General features: G+C 38.0%; 18 protein-coding genes. 3 read left to right on the top strand and 15 right to left on the bottom strand.

Annotated features, from left to right (window positions below; all coding sequences use genetic code 11):
• Window positions 1-142: 142 nt before the first annotated feature.
• The 7 genes from ABH942_RS15915 to ABH942_RS15885 form a co-directional block, all read right to left on the bottom strand.
• A complete protein-coding gene (locus tag ABH942_RS15915) occupies window positions 143-1,543 on the bottom strand; it encodes an efflux transporter outer membrane subunit (RefSeq protein ID WP_370033697.1) in 1,401 nt (466 codons plus the stop codon).
• Entirely contained in the window at window positions 1,533-4,706 is a 3,174-nt protein-coding gene (locus ABH942_RS15910; protein WP_370033695.1) for an efflux RND transporter permease subunit, read from the bottom strand. The genes ABH942_RS15915 and ABH942_RS15910 overlap by 11 nt, the downstream gene beginning before the upstream one ends.
• Window positions 4,707-4,712: 6 nt before the next feature.
• Window positions 4,713-5,864, bottom strand: coding sequence for an efflux RND transporter periplasmic adaptor subunit (locus ABH942_RS15905; RefSeq protein ID WP_370033693.1), 1,152 nt, complete (start codon window positions 5,862-5,864; stop codon window positions 4,713-4,715).
• Window positions 5,865-5,892: 28 nt separating this feature from the next.
• On the bottom strand, window positions 5,893-6,372 hold the full coding sequence (locus ABH942_RS15900; protein ID WP_370033691.1) for a GbsR/MarR family transcriptional regulator: 480 nt from the start codon (window positions 6,370-6,372) through the stop codon (window positions 5,893-5,895).
• A gap of 126 nt (window positions 6,373-6,498) precedes the next feature.
• Window positions 6,499-6,879, bottom strand: a complete 381-nt coding sequence (locus ABH942_RS15895; protein ID WP_370033689.1) for a septal ring lytic transglycosylase RlpA family protein — start codon at window positions 6,877-6,879, stop codon at window positions 6,499-6,501.
• 3 nt (window positions 6,880-6,882) lie between these two features.
• On the bottom strand, window positions 6,883-7,362 hold the full coding sequence (locus tag ABH942_RS15890; RefSeq protein ID WP_370033687.1) for a septal ring lytic transglycosylase RlpA family protein: 480 nt from the start codon (window positions 7,360-7,362) through the stop codon (window positions 6,883-6,885).
• Window positions 7,363-7,446: 84 nt separating this feature from the next.
• Window positions 7,447-7,896 (bottom strand): hypothetical protein, encoded by a 450-nt coding sequence (locus ABH942_RS15885; protein ID WP_370033685.1) that lies wholly within the window; start codon window positions 7,894-7,896, stop codon window positions 7,447-7,449.
• A 170-nt stretch (window positions 7,897-8,066) separates the two neighbouring features.
• Here ABH942_RS15885 and ABH942_RS15880 point away from each other — a divergent pair, with 170 nt between their 5' ends.
• The 3 genes from ABH942_RS15880 (at window position 8,067) to ABH942_RS15870 (ending at window position 11,525) form a co-directional block, all read left to right on the top strand.
• On the top strand, window positions 8,067-8,480 hold the full coding sequence (locus ABH942_RS15880; RefSeq protein WP_370033683.1) for a hypothetical protein: 414 nt from the start codon (window positions 8,067-8,069) through the stop codon (window positions 8,478-8,480).
• A gap of 75 nt (window positions 8,481-8,555) precedes the next feature.
• On the top strand, window positions 8,556-10,799 hold the full coding sequence (locus ABH942_RS15875) for a cation:proton antiporter (protein WP_370033681.1): 2,244 nt from the start codon (window positions 8,556-8,558) through the stop codon (window positions 10,797-10,799).
• A gap of 27 nt (window positions 10,800-10,826) precedes the next feature.
• Window positions 10,827-11,525 carry a DedA family protein gene (locus tag ABH942_RS15870; RefSeq protein WP_370033679.1) on the top strand — a complete coding sequence of 233 codons (699 nt, stop codon included), beginning with the start codon at window positions 10,827-10,829 and terminating at the stop codon, window positions 11,523-11,525.
• A gap of 49 nt (window positions 11,526-11,574) precedes the next feature.
• On the opposite strand, the gene ABH942_RS15865 is transcribed toward ABH942_RS15870, so the two are convergent.
• The 8 genes from ABH942_RS15865 to ABH942_RS15830 all read right to left on the bottom strand — a co-directional run bounded on the left by ABH942_RS15865 (window position 11,575) and on the right by ABH942_RS15830 (window position 21,853).
• Window positions 11,575-12,213 (bottom strand): hypothetical protein, encoded by a 639-nt coding sequence (locus tag ABH942_RS15865; RefSeq protein WP_370033677.1) that lies wholly within the window; start codon window positions 12,211-12,213, stop codon window positions 11,575-11,577.
• 69 nt (window positions 12,214-12,282) lie between these two features.
• Window positions 12,283-14,268, bottom strand: a complete 1,986-nt coding sequence (locus ABH942_RS15860) for a carboxypeptidase-like regulatory domain-containing protein (RefSeq protein ID WP_370033675.1) — start codon at window positions 14,266-14,268, stop codon at window positions 12,283-12,285.
• Window positions 14,269-14,477: 209 nt separating this feature from the next.
• Window positions 14,478-16,121 (bottom strand): glucose-6-phosphate isomerase, encoded by a 1,644-nt coding sequence (pgi, locus tag ABH942_RS15855; RefSeq protein WP_370033673.1) that lies wholly within the window; start codon window positions 16,119-16,121, stop codon window positions 14,478-14,480.
• Between the two features lie 57 nt (window positions 16,122-16,178).
• Window positions 16,179-17,420, bottom strand: coding sequence for a peptidoglycan DD-metalloendopeptidase family protein (locus ABH942_RS15850; RefSeq protein WP_370033671.1), 1,242 nt, complete (start codon window positions 17,418-17,420; stop codon window positions 16,179-16,181).
• An 18-nt stretch (window positions 17,421-17,438) separates the two neighbouring features.
• The gene (locus tag ABH942_RS15845) at window positions 17,439-18,380 is read right to left on the bottom strand and encodes a tryptophan 2,3-dioxygenase family protein (protein WP_370033669.1); all 942 of its coding nucleotides are present in this window, start codon (window positions 18,378-18,380) and stop codon (window positions 17,439-17,441) included.
• Window position 18,381: 1 nt separating this feature from the next.
• Window positions 18,382-19,155: a DUF3108 domain-containing protein gene (locus ABH942_RS15840; RefSeq protein ID WP_370033667.1), complete on the bottom strand. Its 774-nt coding sequence runs from the start codon at window positions 19,153-19,155 to the stop codon at window positions 18,382-18,384.
• 300 nt (window positions 19,156-19,455) lie between these two features.
• Window positions 19,456-20,616, bottom strand: coding sequence for a 4-hydroxyphenylpyruvate dioxygenase (gene hppD / locus ABH942_RS15835; RefSeq protein ID WP_370033665.1), 1,161 nt, complete (start codon window positions 20,614-20,616; stop codon window positions 19,456-19,458).
• Between the two features lie 79 nt (window positions 20,617-20,695).
• The gene (locus tag ABH942_RS15830) at window positions 20,696-21,853 is read right to left on the bottom strand and encodes a homogentisate 1,2-dioxygenase (protein ID WP_370033663.1); all 1,158 of its coding nucleotides are present in this window, start codon (window positions 21,851-21,853) and stop codon (window positions 20,696-20,698) included.
• Between the last annotated feature and the right edge of the window lie 169 nt (window positions 21,854-22,022).

Here is a 22,022-nt window from a genome sequence, read left to right as displayed (position 1 = left end):
CTATACTGTTTTAAGATTGTTTCTCGAATTACACCAAAATCAATGCCAATAAGTCTCTTAAACAAAAAACCACCGAACATCGAAATGTCCGGTGGTTTTGAACAAAAACAAAATCAATCATAATCCCGCAAGCGGAACTATATTATTGCCATCCGCCACCTAAGGCTCTATATAATTGGATAATGGCATTGTATTGTCTGTATTTATTGTCGATCAGATTTAGTTCCGTATTCAAGGCATTGTCTTTTGCAGTCAATACTTCTAAATAGTTTACCAAACCGTATGTCAATAGTTCATCTGAATAGTCAGCTGCTTTTTTAAGTGCATCTACTTGTTTTTCGCGGATTGTTATTTTAGCCGTTTCATTGCTATATTGTGCTAAAGCATCAGAAACTTCTTTTCCGGCTGTTAACAGCGATTGCTCAAATTGCAGATATGCTTTTTCCTGATTGGCTTTTGCCACTTCAAAACGCGTTCTGATTTGTCTCTGGTTAAAGATTGGCTGTGTCAATCCGGTAACAACATTTGAGAAGAACGAATTAGCACTGAACCATTGTTGCAAGTCGATACTTTGAAAACCGCCTGTTGCTGTTACTTTCAACGTAGGATAGAAATTACTTCTTGCAACATTTGTTTGCTCAAAAGTAGAAATCAGGTTGTATTCTGCCGCGATAACATCCGGTCTGTTTCTCAATAAAGTTGCCGGAACACCAAGCGTAATTTCTGGCTGCATTACCTGAGATTCAAAAGTACCTCTTTCAATTTTCTTAGATCCTTCCCCTAAAAGATTGCTTAAGGTGTTTTCTAATATGATTACGTTGTTCTTTAAATCAGCAATGATAATTTCAGTTGCATATTTCTGCGCTTCCGTCTGCTTTACACCTACTTCATTTACATTTCCTGCATCTTTAAGAGCAATAATCGTCTCAACGCTTTCCTTTCTGTTAATCAATGATTCTTCTGCTACCTTAATTTGGGCATCCAAAGAAAGCAATTGGTAGTAAGTAGAAGCAATGCTTGAAATCAACTGCGTTTTAACCGCCTGGTTGGCTGCTATCGACTGAAGGTAAACTGCATTTGCCGCACGCTTGTTACTTCTGATTTTTCCCCAGATATCAGCTTCCCAGGAAAGTGTTCCTGTTAACTGATATTGGTCTGTGCTTCTGTCTTGCAAGAAAGCACCCAACTGGCTGTTTTTAGAAAGCTGCTGGTGTGTCCAGTCAGCATTTCCAGAAAGCGTTGGGAAATAACCTGCTTTGCCTTGTTTCATTGTAGCTTCTGCAGCTGCAATGTTTTGTATTGCAATTCGGATATCCAGATTGTTCTGCAATCCTTTTTTGATATAGCCTTGCAAGATAGGATCTGTAAAAATCTTATCCCATGAAACATTTGCAAGTGACGTAGAATCTGCAGAAACCACTTCTGTTCTGTAAAGATCTTGCGTTTTTAGTTCCGGCCTTTCATATTTCTTTGCAACGAAACAAGATTGCAGTACGGCTGCCGCGAAAACGAGCAAGCCTATTTTATATATCTTATTCTTCATATTCTTCGTTTAAAAGTATAACATCATCAGACCGTTTTTCTTCAAAAGGCTTACCTGAGATTCTTTCCTGCAATGATTGGAAGATCACGAACAATACCGGAATTACGAATACTCCAAATACAGTTCCGATTAACATTCCTCCAACAGCTCCCATACCGATAGAACGGTTACCTACTGCTCCAACTCCAGAGGCCAAGGCTAATGGCAACAGACCAAAAATAAAGGCCAATGAAGTCATCAAAATTGGACGAAGACGCGCTTTTGCACCTTCGATAGCAGCCTGCATCAGATCCATTCCGTGGCGTCGCCTTTGGATGGCGAATTCCACAATCAGAATGGCATTCTTCGCGAGGAGACCAATAAGCATGATTAAAGCTACCTGGAAGTAGATGTTGTTTTCTAATCCTGCCAGTTTCACAAATCCGATGGCTCCGGCAATACCTACCGGCAATGATAACAATACCGACAATGGAACCAAATAGCTTTCATATTGTGCACTCAAAAGGAAGTAAACAAATATTAAGCTCAAAAGGAATACTCCTGCCGCCTGTGTTCCTGCCAAAATCTCTTCACGGGTCATCCCTGAGAACTCATAGGTATAACTTTTTGGCAAGTGTTGTGCTGCAACTTCCTGAATTGCCTTAATAGCATCTCCGGAACTGTAACCTGGTTTCGCTTTTCCGTTTACGTTTACTGCCTTAAGCATGTTAAATCTCGCTACTGCTTCCGGTCCGTAAATTCTCTTGAAATCGACGAACTGGCTGATCGCTACCTGCTGGTTATTGGCATTCCTAACATAAATATTATTAATCGATTGTTCTGTAGCCCTGTCAGACGGTTTTGCCTGAATCATGACACGGTATTGTTTACCGAATTTGTTGAAATCTGTTGTATACAATCCTCCGTAATATCCTTGCATAGTGTTGAAGATATCGGAAATAGATACTCCGGCGTCTTTTGCTCTTTCTACATTGATATCCATCTGGTATTGCGGGAAGTTCGGGTTAAAGTTGGTCATCGCATATTGGATTTCCGGTCTTTTCATCAATTCGCCCAAGAACTCGTTGCTGACTTTACTTACCGTAGCCCAGTCATCATCCCCTTTATCCTGTATCTTGAATTCAAAACCATCGGCTGTACCAAAACCTTGTACACTCGGAGGTGTAAAGAATAAGGCTCTTGCATCTTTAAAGTGCGCTGTTCTTCCGAAAAGTTCACCTACAACTGCATCAACCTGTTGGTTTGCTTCTTTACGATAGGCCCAATCTTTTAGTTTTATTACCGTAAAGGCGTATGAACCACCGTTTACGTTGTTCAATAAACTGAATCCGACAACGCTCATCCTTGCTTCAACGATATCCATTGATGCTAATATAGAGTCTAGTTCGTCTACCGCTTTTTGTGTTTTTTCTAATGTTGTTCCAGGAGGCAAGGTTAAATCTGCCATGATGATTCCTCTATCTTCATTAGGAATAAATCCTGATGGAGTGGTCTGGAATAAGAAATAAGTGATACCACAGAAAACCAAAAGCGCTACTGCTGTTACCCATCTTTTTCTTACCAAGAATCGCAACGAGCCTGTATATTTCTCGTTCATCTTGTTAAAGCCTGTGTTGAAGGCAAGGAAGAATCTGTCTTTTAGGTTCTTTTTATGGTGGTCCGAATCTTTATGCGGTTTCAGGAACAAGGCACACAAAGCCGGGCTTAGCGTTAACGCGTTTACTGCCGAAATCAAAATCGATATCGCCAACGTAATTGCAAACTGCTGGTAGAATACTCCCGAAGGTCCGCTTAGGAACGATACCGGAATAAATACTGCCGACATTACCAATGTAATCGAAACAATCGCACCAGAGATTTCGCTCATCGCAGATAGCGTAGCTTCTTTTCCGGATTTGGCCCCTTCGTCGAGTTTGGCGTGCACCGCCTCCACGACGACAATGGCGTCATCGACCACAATACCAATGGCAAGGATCATCGCGAACAAGGTTAACATGTTGATCGAGAATCCGAACAATTGCAGGAAGAAGAACGTTCCGATAATTGCTACCGGTACAGCGATAGCAGGAATTAAAGTAGAACGGAAATCCTGTAAGAATAAGAACACCACGATAAATACCAGGATGAAAGCCTCAACCAAAGTAGAGATTACTTTACTGATGGAAGCATCAAGGAACGTTTTAGTGTTATAAGGGATTACATAATCAACTCCTTGAGGGAAATCCGGTTTAGATTGTTCCAAAATCGACATTACTTCCGTAATAATGTCTTGAGCATTGGAACCTGACGTCTGGAATACCCCTACGGCAACACCTTCTTGTCCCATGGCAATGTTTTTCGTACCATAGTTGAAGCCTCCTAATTCTACGGTAGCTACATCTTTCAAGTGAAGGAAGTTTCCGTTACCTGTAGATTTGATTACGATGTTTTCATAATCTTCAATTACAGAAAGTCTTCCTTTGTATTTGATTACATATTCATAAACTCCTTCGGCATTTTCACCAAATTTACCTGGTGCTGCTTCTACGTTTTGTTCCTGAAGTGCATTCTGGATGTCTTTTGGCAATACCCCATAGGCAGCCATTTTCTCCGGATCGATCCAGATTCTCATTGAGTAATCTTTCGCACCAAATACGTTTACCTGTCCAACACCTTTAACACGTTGTAGTTTTGGAACCAGATTGATTTTTGCGTAGTTCTGGATATAGGTTTCGTCGAATTGCTTATTTTTAGAATAAAGTGCAAAGAACATCAAGGCACTAGTCTGGCTTTTTAGCGTTGTAACCCCTGTCTGAACAACAGCCTGAGGCAATTTACTTGTAGCACGGGAAACCCTGTTCTGAACGTTTACGGCAGCAATATCCGGGTCAACTCCAAGCTCGAAATATACCGAGATTTTTGCAGAACCGTCGTTTGCAGCAGAGGAGGTCATATAAGTCATTCCCTCTACTCCGTTAATTTCTTCTTCGAGCGGCGTTACGACACTGTTCAGTACCGTTTCAGCGTTCGCTCCAGTATAGGTTGCATTTACCTGGACCGTCGGCGGAGCGATCTCAGGATATTGTTCTATCGGCAGGGACATCAATCCCAAGATTCCTAAAATGGTAATCAGGATCGATATTACGGTCGAAAGAACTGGTCTTTCTATGAATGTCTTTAGCATTGAGAATTATTTTTTAGCTGATGGTGTGGTTGTTTTTGCAGAATCTTTTACCGGAGCATTTCCTGCCGGAGCTGCTGCTTCCGGTTTTCCTTGTTGCGGTACGATTTCCATATCGTCTTTTAGCTTAGAAGCACCTTCGATTACGATTACTTCGCCTTCTTCAAGTCCACCGCTCACGATGAAATTCAATCCAGACGTTCCTTTTGTCTCGATAATTCTTGATTTTACTTTGTTGTCTTTTCCAACTACGTAAAGCATCTGTTTTCCTTGTACTTCAAATACAGCATTCTGCGGTACAAGCATTACATTTTTCTCATCAATTGGCAAACGAACGATACCGCTGCTACCGCTTCTCAGGATTCCTTCTGGGTTTTTGAATTCCGCTCTGAACTGGGTTGTTCCTGTTTGTGGATTAACCAATCCGTTCATTGTGGCCAATTTTCCTTTTTGGTCGTACTCTGTGTTGTCAACCAAAAGCAAAGAAACTTCCGGAGCAGCTTTTAGCTTTTCTGCTGTTGTTGCTCCTTTAAAGGTTTTGTTGAAAAACAAAAGCTGTTTCTCATTCATTGAGAAATAGGCACGGATAACTCTCGTATCAGAAACGGTTGTCAAAGGCATCTCGCTGGTTGAACTAACCAAACTACCTTCTCTAAACGGAAGACCTCCAATTACTCCATCAACTGGTGATGTGATTGTTGCAAAACCTATATTTGCTGCAATAGCACCATAAGATGCTTTAGCTTGTGCTAACTTAGCTTTAGCTGTTTCCAATTGTACGTTACTGATAATCTTTCTGTCAACAAGAGGCTTCAAACGATCTACTTCAACCTGAGCTGCCTGTACGGCTGCTTTTGCCGCTGAAGCATCTTCATTTTGAGTTTGAGTTTCTAATTTGAACAATAGTTGTCCTTTTCTGACAACCTGTCCTTCATCAACAAATATTTTCTGGATAAATCCGTTAACTTTTGGACGGATTTCAACATTCTGCTGTCCTTCAAGATTGGCTGTATATTCTTGATAAACAACAGCATCTTGTTTTGCAACAGTCTGTACCGGAAACGGCACTGGCCCTTGTGGAGGCATTTGCTGTTCTTTTTTACCGCAAGAGTAAAGTGTAATTATTGCGATTACAATACTGAATAGTGACTTATTCTTCATCTGCATTTTTATAAAAGGTTGATTGATTTTATTTGTTCTCTACTTTTTCTAACTTTTGGATTGTTTTATTTAAAAATTTCTCGAATTCTATGACGTGATCCTGGTAAATCTTGATTAATTCTAAACTGGCACAATCTCCATCGCCAACTGTTTTATTCTTATAGTCGATCATTCTTTCTACCATTTTCTTTTCATCCATAACCATCTGTAGGTGATTTTGCATTCTGTCACTAAAAGATGATGGTTTGTAATACTTCTTTCTGTCACCAGGAAAAGTATAATATTCTATCTTTCCTATCTTCAGCAACAAATTCAGGTTGGTCGAAACCGAACTTTTGCTGGCTCCAAGGGTGGAAACTAAATCGTCAAACGTCAATCCTTTGGCATCATTCCAAACAATAAGGCATCCTAATATTCGTCCTGACAAAGGTGAAAAGTTCCAATACTTTTCAAAATGAACGCCAAACATCTCCACCAATCCATCTCTTTCTTTCGCTATGTCTGTCATTGATACGTTAATTTTGGCGCAAAGTTAAAATAGGTTCGGTAATTACCGAACTAAACGAACTTAAATTTGTGTTAATTTTTTATTATCAATTTTAAGCAATAAAAAAGCCAGCATAATGCTGGCTTGCTATTTTATAATTTCAATGTTTACTTTTAAAGAACCGTGATTTTTACTGTCTGCTATTTCCATAAAAGCTTTTTTAGTAAGATCAATTTCCCTGCCTGGTGTAAATGGCCCTCTGTCATTTATTTCAACTATAACCCATTTTTCATTGGCGATATTGGTTACTTTAACTTTTGTTCCGAATGGCAGCTTTTTATGGGCAGCAGTATAATTACCGTTGTGGAATTTTTCCCCACTTGCTGTTTTTCTTCCGTTGAATTTATCAGCATAATAGGACGCGTGGACATTTTTCTTATACACTTTTCCGGAAACCGACTTGCTAGACGAACAACTCGTCAGTAGGGTTCCAAAAGCTGCGATAAACAAAAACATCCTGGTTTTCATGGCTTATTGTATGATTTCTATGGTTACTTTTAAGTGTCCTCCATAACGGGATGATGCAATTTCCATGAAGGCCTTCTTAGTAAGGTCTATCTCTTTTCCTTTGGTAAATGGTCCTCTATCTGTTACTTCAACAATAACTGATTTTCCATTGGCTTCATTAGTGATTCGTAGCTTGGTTCCAAAAGGAAATTTTCTGTGTGCTGCGGTATATTTCTTATTATCAAAGATTTTTCCGCTTGCCGTACGGCGTCCTGTAAATTTGTCAGCATAATAGGATGCGTGGGCATTTTTCTTATGGAGCTTATATTTTTTTGATTCGGCTAATTTTAAGCTATCTTCTATGGCGACTTTCTTTACTGAGTCTTGATATACCTGTGTTTTTTCAGGAGGTGTTTTTTGGAAATTTCTATCTCGTAGTGAGAAACCGCTCGAAAAGACCAAAGCAATGAAGGCCAGCAAAAGAATGGTAGTCTTATACTTCATGATAAATTTTTTTATGTTTGGCCAATTCATCTTACAATTACTATACCCAAAATTAAAAAAGCTCAAAAAATTGAGCTTTATACTTTATGAGAACCATACATCCCAAGGAATTCTTGATATCAATAACAGAAAACCTAAAATATAGAATATGGCTATTTTTTTGAATTTTTTATCCGAACCTTCCACTCTCTTATGAGTACTCCATCCTATAGTTATTAGCACTATAGCCAGAATATTTACAAAAGGATGTTCGACTGCCATCATGCGTAAATTGCTATCACCCATAATTTCTTTCATACCTACTTGTCCGAAAAGAGCAAATCCTTTTGGTGAAATGAAATATAAAATCAATCCAAAAACAAATTGAAGGTGAGCAGCTATCAAACCAAAGAGCGCAATTCTTCTGTCTTTTGGTTTAAATTCGTTTTTTGCAGATAGTCCTATTAGGGAATTGATTGCAGCAACGCCAATTGTAAAAAGGGCTACATAGGCAATACCGGAGTGGGCTTCTAGAATAATTTTGTAAGTATCCATGGTCAAAATTGTTTTTACAAATATATCAAAAAATGAAATGTTCCAAAATTATCAGAACGCAGCAGACCAATAAATAATGAATCCAAATTACGAAATAAAATCTTAACAATTAACATTTCTTTAATTGAATTGATCCCAGTTTTAAAATTCAATATCATAAATTTGCGGAAATGATGAAAAAAGCCGTACATATTACTTTTTTGTGCTTATTCTTTCTGCTGGGAATGCGTTGCGATGCCAGCAATAAGAAAAATTTATCATTGACTTTTCTCGAAACTAACGGCAATCAGCAATTAAAAACATGCCGTTACAGCCAGCCGAAAAAAGAATTTTCCGTTGCGCACGACACATTTGATAAAATTCATAAAAAGAAGAGATTCTCTAATCCCTATCGTTATAGCATAGCCAGACTATCAAAATGCTATAATCTATCTTTGCTCTTTGGAGCTGTTTCTTCTTCAAAATTTGTTTTTGAGACTTATTTAGCTTCGGCAAGTCCTTTCGAAAAACATTCATTACTTGGTTCTTTCTGCCATAAAGGGAAACTATTATCCATATTCTATTCTTTTCAGGCTTTTTGGTAATAAATAATTGTTGTCTTTTTTAAAGGTTCTCAACAAGAATCTTCATAATTATTGTCCAATTAAATTACTACAGATATGAACGAATTAGAAAATACTGCAACAGCGGCCTCGCATCACCTTTATCCTCTGATAAGCGATTTGGGATTGATTCTTATGACTGCCGGCGTTGCTATTCTACTTTTCAAGAAGATAAAACAGCCTTTGGTTCTTGGATATTTAATTGCTGGATTTTTGGCCGGCCCCTATTTCACATTATTCCCTTCGGTAAAAGATGTGCAAAACGTTGAAGTCTGGGCAGAAATCGGAGTTATTATTTTACTTTTCAGCCTGGGACTGGAATTCAGTTTTAAGAAATTGATGAAAGTGGGCGGAACAGCCTCAATTACTGCTCTGGTACAGATTTTCTCTATGGTGTTTTTAGGGTATTGGTGTGGACAGCTTATGGGTTGGTCTTCTATGGACAGCATCTTTTTAGGTGTCATACTCTCCATTTCATCAACAACTATCATACTCCGTGCTTTTGACGAATTAGGCGTTAAGGGACAGAAATTTGCCGGAATTGTTTTTGGCGCACTGATTGTTGAAGATATTGTAGCCATTCTGATGATGGTCTTACTTTCTACTATTGCTGTGAGTCAGCAGTTTTCGGGAATGGAACTTTTTGAATCGGTACTAAAACTTTTATTTTTCCTTATATTATGGTTTGTGGGTGGAATTTTTTTCATCCCGACCTTACTAAAAAAAGCCAAGAATCTTTTAAGCGATGAGACTTTGCTAATTGTTTCTTTAGCTTTATGTCTTATGATGGTAATCCTTGCTACTATGGCCGGATTTTCACCTGCTTTGGGTGCTTTTATCATGGGATCTATTATTGCTGAAACTACCAAAGCCGAACGCATTGAGCATCTCGTAAAACCTGTAAAAGACCTTTTTGGAGCCGTTTTCTTTGTATCAGTTGGAATGCTTATCAATCCAAGCACTTTGGCTGAATATGCAGTCCCAGTAATTATCATCACCTTGCTGACGGTTTTTGGAAAGACATTAAGTTCTACTATCGGGACTCTTATTTCCGGTCAGCCTTTAAAACAGTCTGTACAAACCGGAATGAGCCTTGCTCAAATTGGTGAATTTTCATTTATCATAGCTACTTTAGGGATGACATTAGGCGTAACGAGCAATTTCCTTTATCCTATTGTAGTTGCCGTTTCCGCCATTTCGACATTTACAACTCCTTTTATGATCAAGCTTTCTATTCCGGTTGCTAATATGCTGGAAAGAAGACTTCCTAAAAAATGGACGAAAGCCATCGACAGCTACAGTTCAAGTTCGCAAACTATAAAGGCTACAAGCAACTGGGTTTTATTTTTAAGATCCAGCATCATCCAGATTATTATCTATTCTGTGATTATAATTGCTATTATCCTGCTTTCTTCAAGAGTAGTGCTTCCTCTTGTAAATGGTTCTCAATGGGCTAATGTAGCAATAGCTGTCCTGACACTTTTGTTTATCTCCCCTTTCTTATGGGCATTGTCATTCAGAAAAGTCGCGCCTACCGCTTATGAGGAATTAAAAAAGGAAAGGAAATTCCTGGGTCCGGTAAAAATTGTCAATATCATCCGCATCCTGTTTACCTTATTCTTTATCGGATTACTGCTAAACAGCTTCTTTTCTAATTTTATTGCTTTTACGGCACTGGTTATTTTTGCCGTAGCATATATGGTTTTCCCAAAAAGGCTACAAACACTGTATGACAGGATCGAAAACCGATTTATGCAGAACCTTAACGATAGAGAAAATACGGAAGCATCAAAAAGCAAGCGAGAGCTTTCTCCGTGGGATGCACACATGACCACTTTTGAAATCAGCGCTGAATCCAATATTGTTGGAAAACCGCTCCACCAGCTGGAACTTCGCGAAAAGATTGGAATCAATATAGCCGCCATAAAGCGTGGAAATATTACGATTAACGTTCCTAACCGCAACGAGCAGATTTATCCAAATGATCTTCTCTATGTGATAGGAACAGACAGGCAGATAGAAAAATTCAAGACCTATCTGCAACAGAGCTTTGTTGCAGTTCCTGAAAACAATGCTGAAACTGTCCTGAAAAATTTCGAGTTGAAAAACGAAGATTTTATCGGCAAGACTATTCGCGAGTCACAACTTAGAGAAAAAACAGACGGTCTGGTCGTGGGAATTGAACGGGAAGGCCGCCGAATGATGAATCCAGAATCGCACGTCGTGCTTGAAAAAGACGATATTATATGGATTGTTGGCGATAAGAAAAAAATGAATTCTATTACACTAAATGCTTCTTAATATTTATTTACTTAACTAAATTCTAAAATGGATAATTTCGATTGGAAACAGCTCATTAACCCTGAATTCTACATTGCAATGGAACTTGGGGGCGTTAGCATTGGACTGTATGTTGTGCTTTTTATTGTTTTTGCAGAAACAGGATTGTTTGCCGGTTTTTTCCTTCCGGGCGATAGTCTTCTTTTTCTCGCCGGAATCTACAGTCGGGAACTTGTAGAAAATCTTATTCTTATTGAAAGCGACTTTGGCAATGTTGCTTTATTGGCTACACTGGTTGCTATTTCCGGAATTATCGGAAATACGGTCGGTTATTGGTTTGGAGCAAAAAGCGGATGGTACCTCTACAAAAAAGAGGACAGCTTCTGGTTCAAGAAAAAATATCTTGAACAGTCTCGTGTGTTTTTTGAGAAATATGGCGGGAAAGCAATTATCATTGCACGTTTCATGCCTATCTTAAGAACCTTTGCCCCGATTATTGCCGGAATCGTGCAGATGGACAAAAAACGTTTCGTGTTTTACAATATATTAAGTTCGTTCTTATGGGCTTTCAGCTTAATCATGGCAGGACATTATCTTTATGGTTTGTTTTTAACCAAGTTTGATATTGATTTAAAGAGCCATATTGAAATCATCATTCTTATTATCGTAGCGATTACTACTATTCCGCTAGTGGTGAAATTCCTAAAAGGAAATAAAGAAACTCCTGAAAACAATACGGAAGAATAAACAAAAAAGCCTCTCAATCGAGAGGCTTTTTCAACTAACTGCACACAAACTAAAAATTATAACGAATTGTAAAATTCCAAGTTCTTCCTAAACCGAAGTAGCCTTGGTTACCGTTAGCGATTCCATTATATATTTTCCCTGAAGACTGATACGTAGATAAATCTGTAGCACTGTTAGGATTTACTCTATCTGTAACTTTAATATTGGTTCTTAATTCAGAAATATAGATCTTATGAAGCAGGTTATCTACATTAAGTCTGAAGTTTACTGATTGGGATTTGTTTTTTCCAACCAGCATCTTATAGGAAACTCCTGAATCTACCACTCCATAAGAAGGGATTTCCAAGTTTTCTTTAACAGCTCCAACATTAGAGTAGATTTTGTCGTAGAATCTATAATCCGCATCAACAGATAGTCTTTCTACAATCGTATATTTAAATCCAGCTCCAGCCGTGAATTGAGCTGCATCTCCAACTTTTCCTCCATCTACATCAGTTTTGGTAACATCTAGTGTGTTTCTGTCCTGATCTCTAATTGTTGTTACCACATTTCCTTTATACTCCCAGTTTCCGGCAGAAACAAATCCTCTTAAATCCAGATTTGGTAATGGTTTTGCTACAAAATCAAGTTCAAGACCTGTATGCAGCTGCTCTACACCTTCATTTGTAGTAAAAAGTTCTGTTCCCACTGTAATAGGATTTCCATTAATTATTTCACCCGCTGCTGCAATTCTTGAAGTTGTCTTTACTCTGTCCTTTCACGAAGTTCTGTAACCATTTAGATTGGCAGAAAAATAGGTGCTTTTAAAGCTATACCCGGCTTCAAGACCTAAAATCTTTTCATTTTCTGTCAATGGGTTTACCTGGTTGGTAAAGTTCAGGTAGATATTATCATGAAATGGCTGGCGTGAATAATAGCCCGCATTTACATATACTGAATTCTGTTCGTTGATATTGAAGCTACCTCCTCCTTTTACGTTGAATCCTGTATTATTAACCTTTTCTGAATCTTTGTATTGTCTCAAATAGTCATATCTGTCAAATCTCTGGTGTCTTTGGTTTGAAATTGCTCCCTGGAAAAAGACAGAGAATAAGTCATTTGAATATTCAACTTGACCGAAAAGTCCACCGTATGATATTCTTTCACTATTATCATAATCGATTCTCTGGTTTTCACCAAGAGAATTGAAAGTAGCTCCCCATGGTTCTGCTCTTTGAGAATCTGTGACTGTGTTTGAAACCGGACTTCCTACCGGCTGATCCGTACCGTCTCTTAAAGTTCTTGTTTCTGTCCAATTATTCAATCCCAGGAAGTTTTCAACCTGACGGTAGTGTGTTCCATAATACGTTCTTAAATCTGCTCCTACATTAAAAACCAGGTTTTCATTTAGTTGATGCTTAAAATTAGACACAAGCCCATACCAGTTGTGGTTGTTTACAGAAGAACGTATCAGATAGGATTTGTTATCTCCCATTACTCCATTTCCAACACTCCTATTTCTTGCTTCAATAGCATCAAAATCAATCTGACCATTTGTTCTGATAGCAGAGGCTCCATAGTTTCCAGTTCCTCCACCACGTCCCCAAGAGGCATATAATACGGTAGACAATTCTGATTTGCTGTTAATTTCCCAGTCCCAGTTAAGGTTGGCAACCGGCTTATGGTAATAATTCGTTCTTTCTGATTGGTATTGTCCATTCAGAAGACCCCAGTTGTTGTTATACTTTCTGCCATATGTTTGGTAATCTGAAAGTCTTTTTGCAAAGTTTTGATCGTGCTTTTGAGGCGCACCAGTTATCAAAAAGTTCAGGTTATGATTTTCAGACGGCTTATATCCAAAAGAAATAAAATAGTTCTGTCCTTCACCACGGGTTCCGTCATTATAACCATCTCCTTGCCAGTGAGTCAACATTACGCTTACCCCAAACTTATTTTCCATCATTCCCGTGTTATAAGCTACGGTAGTTTTCAAATAATCATTGTTTGCTACTCCGGCTGAAACAAATCCGCCTTCTCTTTTAGAAGTAGCTTTGGTAACAAAATTTACCGTTCCTCCAACTGACGAAATCGCCAATTTTGAAGAACCCAAACCTCTCTGGATTTGTATATTGTTTGCTATATCTCCCATACCAGACCAGTTTGACCAATACATCAAACCATCTTCCATTCCGTTGATTGGCTGACCGTTCAACAAGAAAGCTGTGTTATCCTGGGCAAAACCTCTGACCGCTATTCTTGAATCTCCATAACCTCCAGACTGTCCGGCAACATAAACTGATGGTGTATTTACCATAGTTTGTGTAATGTCTGATGACCCGACTTTGTCCTGGATTTCTGCAGAAGTTAAAGTTGAAACGGCTATCGGAGTTTTTCTATCCTTTGCCAAATCGATAATTCCTTTACCAATAATTACGACTTCATCTAATTGACTGGAATCCGATTCCAAACTAATTGTCCCTAAATCGACAGTTTGCGATTTAGCTGTAAACGGAATCGTTTTTGTAACATAGCCTACAAAAGTAATTACAACTTCTCCTTGAGTTTTTGAAGTGTTGAGGCTAAATTTACCATCTATATCGGTAGAAGCTCCTTCTCCGGTACCTTTGACAGTAATGTTCGCAGCTGGAAGCGAACCTTTCAATTCAGAATCGACTATCGTTCCTGTAATTTTCGTCTGTGAAAATGCTGAAGTTGCCACAAAAAATAGCAGTGATGACAGCATAAATTGTTTTAAATTCTTCATTTTTAAATAATTGGGTTAGATTTCGACAAAGGTCTTTCAACAATTATTTCCCAACGTTATGTTAAGATTATAAATCACAAAACTATTTTGAGAGGAAAAATGGGTCGAAAACGCATCAAAAATTCAATTTATAACCCTTAAAAAAGAGATAAAAACAAAAAATCCTTATGCATGCATAAGGATTTTGAAAACTTTAACCGGAATGGTCTTTATTTCTTATGTAAAAAATATGTTAGCAAAAGTGTTGTAGAGCTGTCATGCTGTTTTACAACACCTGAATTGATCTCATCAAGAATCGAATTAGCCAATTGTTTTCCAAGCTCAACTCCCCATTGGTCATAACTGAAAATATTCCAGATTACACCTTGTACGAAAATCTTATGCTCATATAATGAAATTAGCGAGCCTAAAGTTTCCGGCGTCAATTGTTGAATTAACAATGTATTGGTAGGTTTGTTTCCTTGAAAAATCTTAAACGGAGTCAGGAACTCTGCAGCTCCGGAGGAGAAGTTTGTTTTTGTAAATTCTGACCTTACCTGTTCTTCAGTTTTTCCGTTCAGTAACGCTTCTGTTTGCGCAAAGAAATTTGACATCAATTTATTATGATGGTCTTCATCGCCATATAGAGGTTTTACAAAACCGATAAAATCCGTAGGAATCAATTTTGTTCCCTGGTGGATCAGTTGAAAAAATGCGTGTTGTGAATTGGTTCCTGGTTCGCCCCAAATGATTGTTCCTGTCTGGTAGTTTACAGGGTTGCCATCTCTTCCTACGCTTTTCCCGTTGCTTTCCATAATTCCTTGCTGAAGATATGGCGCCAGCTTTTGAAGGTATTGCGTATACGGAATCAGGGCTTCGCTTTCTGCTCCAAAGAAGTTATTGTACCAAACACTCAAAAGTGCCAGGACAACCGGAATATTCTGGTTGAATTCTGCCGATTTAAAATGTTCGTCCATTTCATTAGCACCTTTCAGCAATTTATTGAAATTATCGAATCCTACAGCTAGGCTAATAGATAGACCTACAGCACTCCATAAAGAGAATCTTCCGCCAACCCAGTCCCACATAGGAAAAACATTATCCGGATTAATTCCGAATTCTGTTACCTTTTGGATATTTGTAGAAACAGCCACAAAATGCTTGGCAACATCTTCCTGTTTTGCCGATTTTAAAAACCACTTACGTACCGTTTCCGAATTGGAAAGCGTTTCTTGTGTCGTAAATGTTTTTGAAACCACTACAAAAAGTGTTGTTTCCGGATTTAGGTTTTTGATTTTTTCCTGAACATGGTCACCGTCAACATTGGAGATAAAATGAACATTCAGGTGATTTTTATAAAACTGAAGCGCTTCTACTGTCATCGCCGGACCAAGATCTGAACCGCCTATGCCGATGTTTACCACATCTGTAAAAGCTTTTCCGGTGAAACCTTTTCTTTGTCCGCTAATAACCTCATCACAAAAGGTCTTAATCTTGTTTTTAACGAGATATACTTCGGGCATTACATTTTGTCCGTCTACAGTAATTACAGCAGATTCTGGAGCGCGCAAAGCAGTGTGTAGTACCGCCCTGTTTTCGGTTTCGTTTATAACATCACCACTAAAATATTTGGCAATCGCATCTTTTAGATTTACTTCATCCGCCAATGACAAAAGCAGGCTTATTGTTTCTTCTGTGATAATATTTTTAGAATAATCGACAAGAAATTCATTCCATTGAAGATTGAATTTTTCTGCTCTGGAATTATCGTCTGCAAACATTTCCTGCATTGAAGCATATTGCATTGAAGCGAAATGTTCACGCAGTTTTTGCCAAGCAACTGTTCCTGACGGATTGGTTTTGCCTAAAGCCATGGTAATAAAGAATTAGATTTGTAGTCTTTTGAAGGCTCAAATTTAGGCAATAATGATTTATTTTTTGAATTTAATTGCTGCGATACTGTCTAATTCTTTTTTGAGTGGTGTCATTTCAGCCATGAATCGAGATTTGTATTTCGCATCCATCGGAATTGAATTCGGAAGCTTCTGTTTAAGAGCATCAACCTGTACGCCATTTTTCCAGAAACGGTAACAAACGTGTGGTCCGGTTGCCAAACCTGTGCTTCCTACTTTTCCAATGACATCACCTTGAGAAACTCTCTGTCCCTGGCGCACCAGGATTTTAGACATGTGAAGGTATTGTGTAGAATAGGTTGAATTGTGCTTGACTTTTACAAAGTTTCCGTTTCCGGCAGTATAACCAGTTTTTTCAACCACACCGGTTGCTGTTGTAATAATTGGTGTTCCGGATGGAGCGGCATAATCAGTACCGTTATGCGCCTTGAATCGTTGTTGTACGGGATGGAATCTTCGTGTTGAAAATTTTGAGGAAATCCTGAATCCGAATTTCAGTGGAGCTTTCAGGAACATGGTCTTGAGTACTTTTCCTTCCTCATCGTAATAGTTTACTTTTTTGGCTGTAGTGTCCTGCTTAAAAGGGAATGCGTAGATTTTTTTCCCTTTGTATTCGAAAAAAGACGCTTCCAGACTTTCTACACCGGCATAAATAGTGTCGCTAATGTATTTTTCATTGAATGTTACTGCAAACTTATCACCTTTCTGGATTTTGAAGAAATCGACAGAATAGGCATAAATATCCGCCAGATTTTGGGCAAGTGAAGCATCAACTCCTGCCTTGCTTAGCGTTTCGGATAATGAGCTTTCAATTTCAGTAGCTATTGTCCTTCTTTTAATCGTTATTGGTTTTTGATTTTTATAGGCAACGATAGAATCTCTCAGGTCAATAACGCTGTAATGAATATTATCGGGCTGGTATATAAAAACCTGTACCGTATTTGGTGCTTTTTTAGACTTTAAAATAGTGTAAGGTCTTCCTGCGCGAATATCCCTGAAGTTAAAAGAATCTCTTGCCTTTTCTGTTATTTCATGTACTTTGTATTTCCCCAGGTCATGTTTGTCCATCAATGTTCCAAAAGTATCACCGCTTTTGACTGTATCATTAACAACCAAAAAGTCATTTAATGTAAAACCAAATTCAACAACGATAGGCTCTTTTACAGGAACTTCTTTAATATTTTCTTTTTCGGATTTTTCTTCCTTGTTACAGGAAACCAGGGTAAATAGCAATAGTAAGGTTAAAACAGCGTATTTCAAATCGTATTCTTTAATCTATTAGACGTTTTTTTCTTCTCCCCAAGATGCCAGTTCTTCCGGAGACCATAATTCTGGAAAAAATATCCTTCTTTGGTACTTTGGATGCATGTATTTCTTCCAATCGCTTCCGCCGGTGGCTTCTCCGTCACCTTTGCCGCTTCCGTCAATATATTTTTTTGCCGTATTCAAGTGTTGCATTACCCATGTAATATTGACCGTATGGTCGTAGTGTCGCATGGCTTTGATCAATTCTTCATTTTTTTGATCTTCTTCTGGCAATTCTTTGAATTTTTGCCAAACATTTATGGTGTTGTATTCTTCCATATAGCTTAAGAACTGCGGCTTGTATTTTCTCTCAAATTCTTTAAGCAGATAGGATTTTTCGCCCGTATGATAATCTTTTCCGGCTGCCTGCCAATAAAGATGTTCCAAAGCATGCTCATAAGGCGTATTTCTGTCAATTGTTTTTCTGAAACGGTAGTCAATCAGATTAATCAAATCCGTAGAACAAAACTCAATCAGTCTGTATTGAGCACTTTGGAAGCCGCTTGCCGGAGTCAGTGTATTCCTAAATTTCATATACTGCTCTATTTCCATTCCGTCACCCATGATGTCGAATGAAGTGGTCAACATATCAAAATAACGGCTAATACGCATTAGTTTTTCAGTAAAATAAGAAGTTTCCGGCTTTGGAGTATGGCAAAGCTGCTCCATTTCCCATAAAATCATCTTAAACAAAAGCTCATTTACCTGATGGTACATGATAAACACCATTTCATCGGGTAACGTCGTTCTTTGAATTTGTAAATTTAATAAGGCATCCGTCTGAATATAGTCCCAATAGGTTATCGGTTTGGACCAAAGTAGTCCTTCGAGATGGGTTTCGGTTTTCTGATTTATTGCCTGAAATTTTTTTTCTAGTTGATCTAACTGATCTTTTATATTGGGGGTAATCTCCATTTTATTTATCTGCTATAATTTTGAAAGGATGTATTAATCCTTTGTATCCATCCAAATCGGCTTTTAGAGAACCTACAGCGAGGCTTGCCTTGATTCGCATTGGAATTCTATTTTCATCGTCTGAAATCCAGACTGTTAAACTTTCTTCTTCTTTAAAAACGCGACCTGCCTGAACATAAGGTCTAAAAATCATCGTATTTACTTTTCCAAATTTAGTTTTTAAAACTTCTCGTCCCATAAATTTTAACTTAAACTTTGTGGTTTCGTCGTCAAAAAACATATCAATAACAATGGACTCACCCACTTTGAGCTTGTCGATTGTAGGATGGTTTCTTAAAAAATAGAATGAGGAAACTATATCTTGAACGTTTTCAGGTACAGAAATGGTTTTTTCCGTATTTTTCTTGTAGTCTTTAACGAGTACGTTATTGGCTGACTGATTAAAAAAACCTTCTTGGTTTTTTGTGTAGCCACCTTCGTTAATTTTTCTGACAAACTGATAAGGCTGTCCGGTTTTTTTGTCAAAGTAACTTTGGTAATCATCATTTACCTTAAAGAAAAACTTTGTCATGCCTGTAGTATAGCCATTACCTACCGCATGGAAAACTTTTTTCCCATTTTTGGTAGCTTCCTTGATTTCAAGTGTGGCATAGCCTGCATTGACCAAGCCATAATGTATTCTGAATTTGAACCATTCACCAACGTCAAAAGCTTTATCATCCTGAGCCTGTAGGTTCGCAGTTGCAAACAACAATAATATTATAATTTTTTTCATAATTCAATTTTATATGTCTTTTCCCAACTGTTAAATACAATTTCTATTCCAAAAGTATTAAAACAAAAAAACCCAGTCAAAAATATGACTGAGTTTTTATGCTATTAACCAACCAAAAAACTATAAATTATGAAAAATTTACATAAAAATCGAAGGAAACCACTCCCTCTCTTTTTGCGGGTGCAAAGGTATGTAATAATTACAGTATTACAACTAAAAAATCAACTTTAACACAATATTAGCAAAAAATAGTTTTTTGAAAGGTTTGATTTTGCATTATTCTCAGAAAATTATACCATTTTATAAAGTTCCTCTTTTTTCTTGTTCTCTTTCGATAGATTCAAATAAAGCCTTGAAATTCCCTGCTCCAAATCCACGAGCTCCCATTCTTTGAATGATTTCAAAAAACAGTGTCGGACGATCCTGAACCGGCTTCGTGAAAATCTGTAAAAGGTATCCTTCCTCATCAGCATCAACCATGATAGCCAATTTTTCAATTTCGTTCATGTCTTCCTTCATCATATTCATGTGCTCACCCAGTCTTTGCGGAACTGCTTCATAATACGCTTTTGGTGGAGCTGACAAAAATTCAACACCACGAGCTTTTAATTGAGAAACCGTTTTGATGATATCGTCAGTTGCTATTGCGATGTGCTGGATACCAGGACCGCCATAGAATTCCAAATATTCTTCAATCTGTGATTTTTTCTTTCCTTCAGCAGGTTCATTGATAGGGAACTTGATTCTTCCGTTACCATTTGACATTACTTTACTCATCAAAGCAGAATACTCTGTGTTGATTTGCTTGTCATCAAACGAAAGGAAATTTACGAATCCCATCACGTCTTCATACCATTTCACCCAGGTATTCATTTCTCCCCAACCCACATTTCCAACCATGTGGTCGATATATTTGAAACCTGTTGGTTCTGGATTGTAATCTGATTTCCATTCTTTATAGCCTGGCAAGAATACTCCGTTATAGTTTTTTCTTTCTACAAACATGTGGACAGTTTCACCATACGTATAGATTCCGGCACGGACAACTTCTCCAAATTCATCTTTTTCAACCGTTGGCTCCATGAAAGGCTTTGCACCTCTTTTTGTAGTTTCTTCAAAAGCACTTCTTGCATCTTCAACCCAAAGAGCAGCAACTTTCACTCCATCGCCATGTTTTCTTAAGTGGTCATTCAATACAGAATCACTATTTAGAGGCGTAGTCAACACCAAACGGATCTTATCTTGTTTCAAAACATAAGAAGCTCTGTCACGAACTCCTGTTTCCAGACCTGCATAGGCCAATGATTGAAAGCCGAAAGCCGTTTTATAATAATGCGCAGCCTGTTTTGCATTGCCCACATAAAATTCTACGTAATCTGTTCCTAATAGCGGAAGGAAATCTTGTGCTCCTTCAAATATTTTTTCTAATCCGTATTCTACTGATTTTACTTCTTTACTCATTTTAGTATGTTTTTTTCAATCCTGTCGGGATTTAAAATCCTGCCAAGATTGTTAGTTGTTTTTTTGTTTTATTTTTTTGTTATTCTACCCAAGACTTATAGTATTGTCCGTCGTCCAATCCCATTGCTTCTTCGGTTACCATCAACGGACGGAAAGTATCTACCATAACTGCCAATTCTTCGGTTTCTGTTTTCCCGATACTTCTTTCCATTGCGCCTGGTGCCGGACCGTGAGGAATTCCTTTTGGATGCAGCGTGATATGTCCTTGCTCGATATTGTTTCTGCTCATAAAATCGCCGTCAACATAATACAGCACCTCATCGCTATCAATGTTACTGTGATTGTATGGAGCCGGAATTGATTTTGGGTGGTAATCATAAAGTCTCGGACAGAAAGAGCAAACAACGAAAGTTGATGTTTCAAAAGTCTGGTGTATTGGTGGCGGCAAATGTACTCGCCCGGTTATTGGCTCAAAGTTATGAATGCTGAAACCGTAAGGGAAGTTATATCCGTCCCAACCTACTACGTCAAAAGGATGTGTAGCATATACTACTTCATGCATCATTCCTTCTTTTTTGATCTTGATCAGGAAGTCTCCTTTTTCGTCATAGGTTTCTAGTTCTGTCGGCAATTTGAAGTCTCTTTCGCAGAATGGCGAATGTTCCAAATGCTGGCCAGATTCGTTCTTGTATCGTTTCGGTGTGTAAAAAGGTGCGAAAGATTCTACGTAGAACAAACGGTTATCCGAAGTTTCAAAATCGATCTGGTAAATAATTCCTCTTGGAATAATCAGGTAGTCTCCGTATTCAAAAGGTATGTTACCCATCATAGTACGCAAGGTTCCTTTTCCTCTGTGGATGAAAATCATTTCATCAGCATCGGCATTTTTATAGAAATAGTCGCGTAATGATTTTTGTGGAGCAGCAAGACCTATCGTACAGTCTTTATTGACAAGCATTGCTTTTCTACTATCCAGAAAATCTTCCTGTGGCTTCAATTCGAAACCTTTAAGCAGCAATGACTTTATATTTTTACCAATGGCAATTTTAGGTTCAACAGAATAAGAGGCCTTGATTTCTTTCACTTGCGTTGGCCTGTGGACATGGTATAACAGAGAAGAATGTCCATGAAAACCTTCTGTACCAAAAAGCTGCTCGTAATAGAATCCGCCATTTGGTTTTTCAAATTGCGTATGTCTCTTTTGGGGAAAATTCCCCAATTTATGATATAGTGGCATAATTATTAGATTTATAAATTATGAATTTAGATTTCAGATATAGAATCCAAAAACTCATTCCGGGTTTCTCTTAATGAGAAACTTCAGATGCGCCAATAAACCGTCCCAACTTGTATTCATAGTCACAAATATCGGAAAAATTAATTTTTTCACCTTATTTCTTGTGAAA

Origin of the sequence: Flavobacterium sp. 28YEA47A, from assembly GCF_041262125.1 — a bacterium.
Taxonomy (GTDB): domain Bacteria; phylum Bacteroidota; class Bacteroidia; order Flavobacteriales; family Flavobacteriaceae; genus Flavobacterium.
This window is presented reverse-complemented; position numbering and strand designations above follow the sequence as displayed.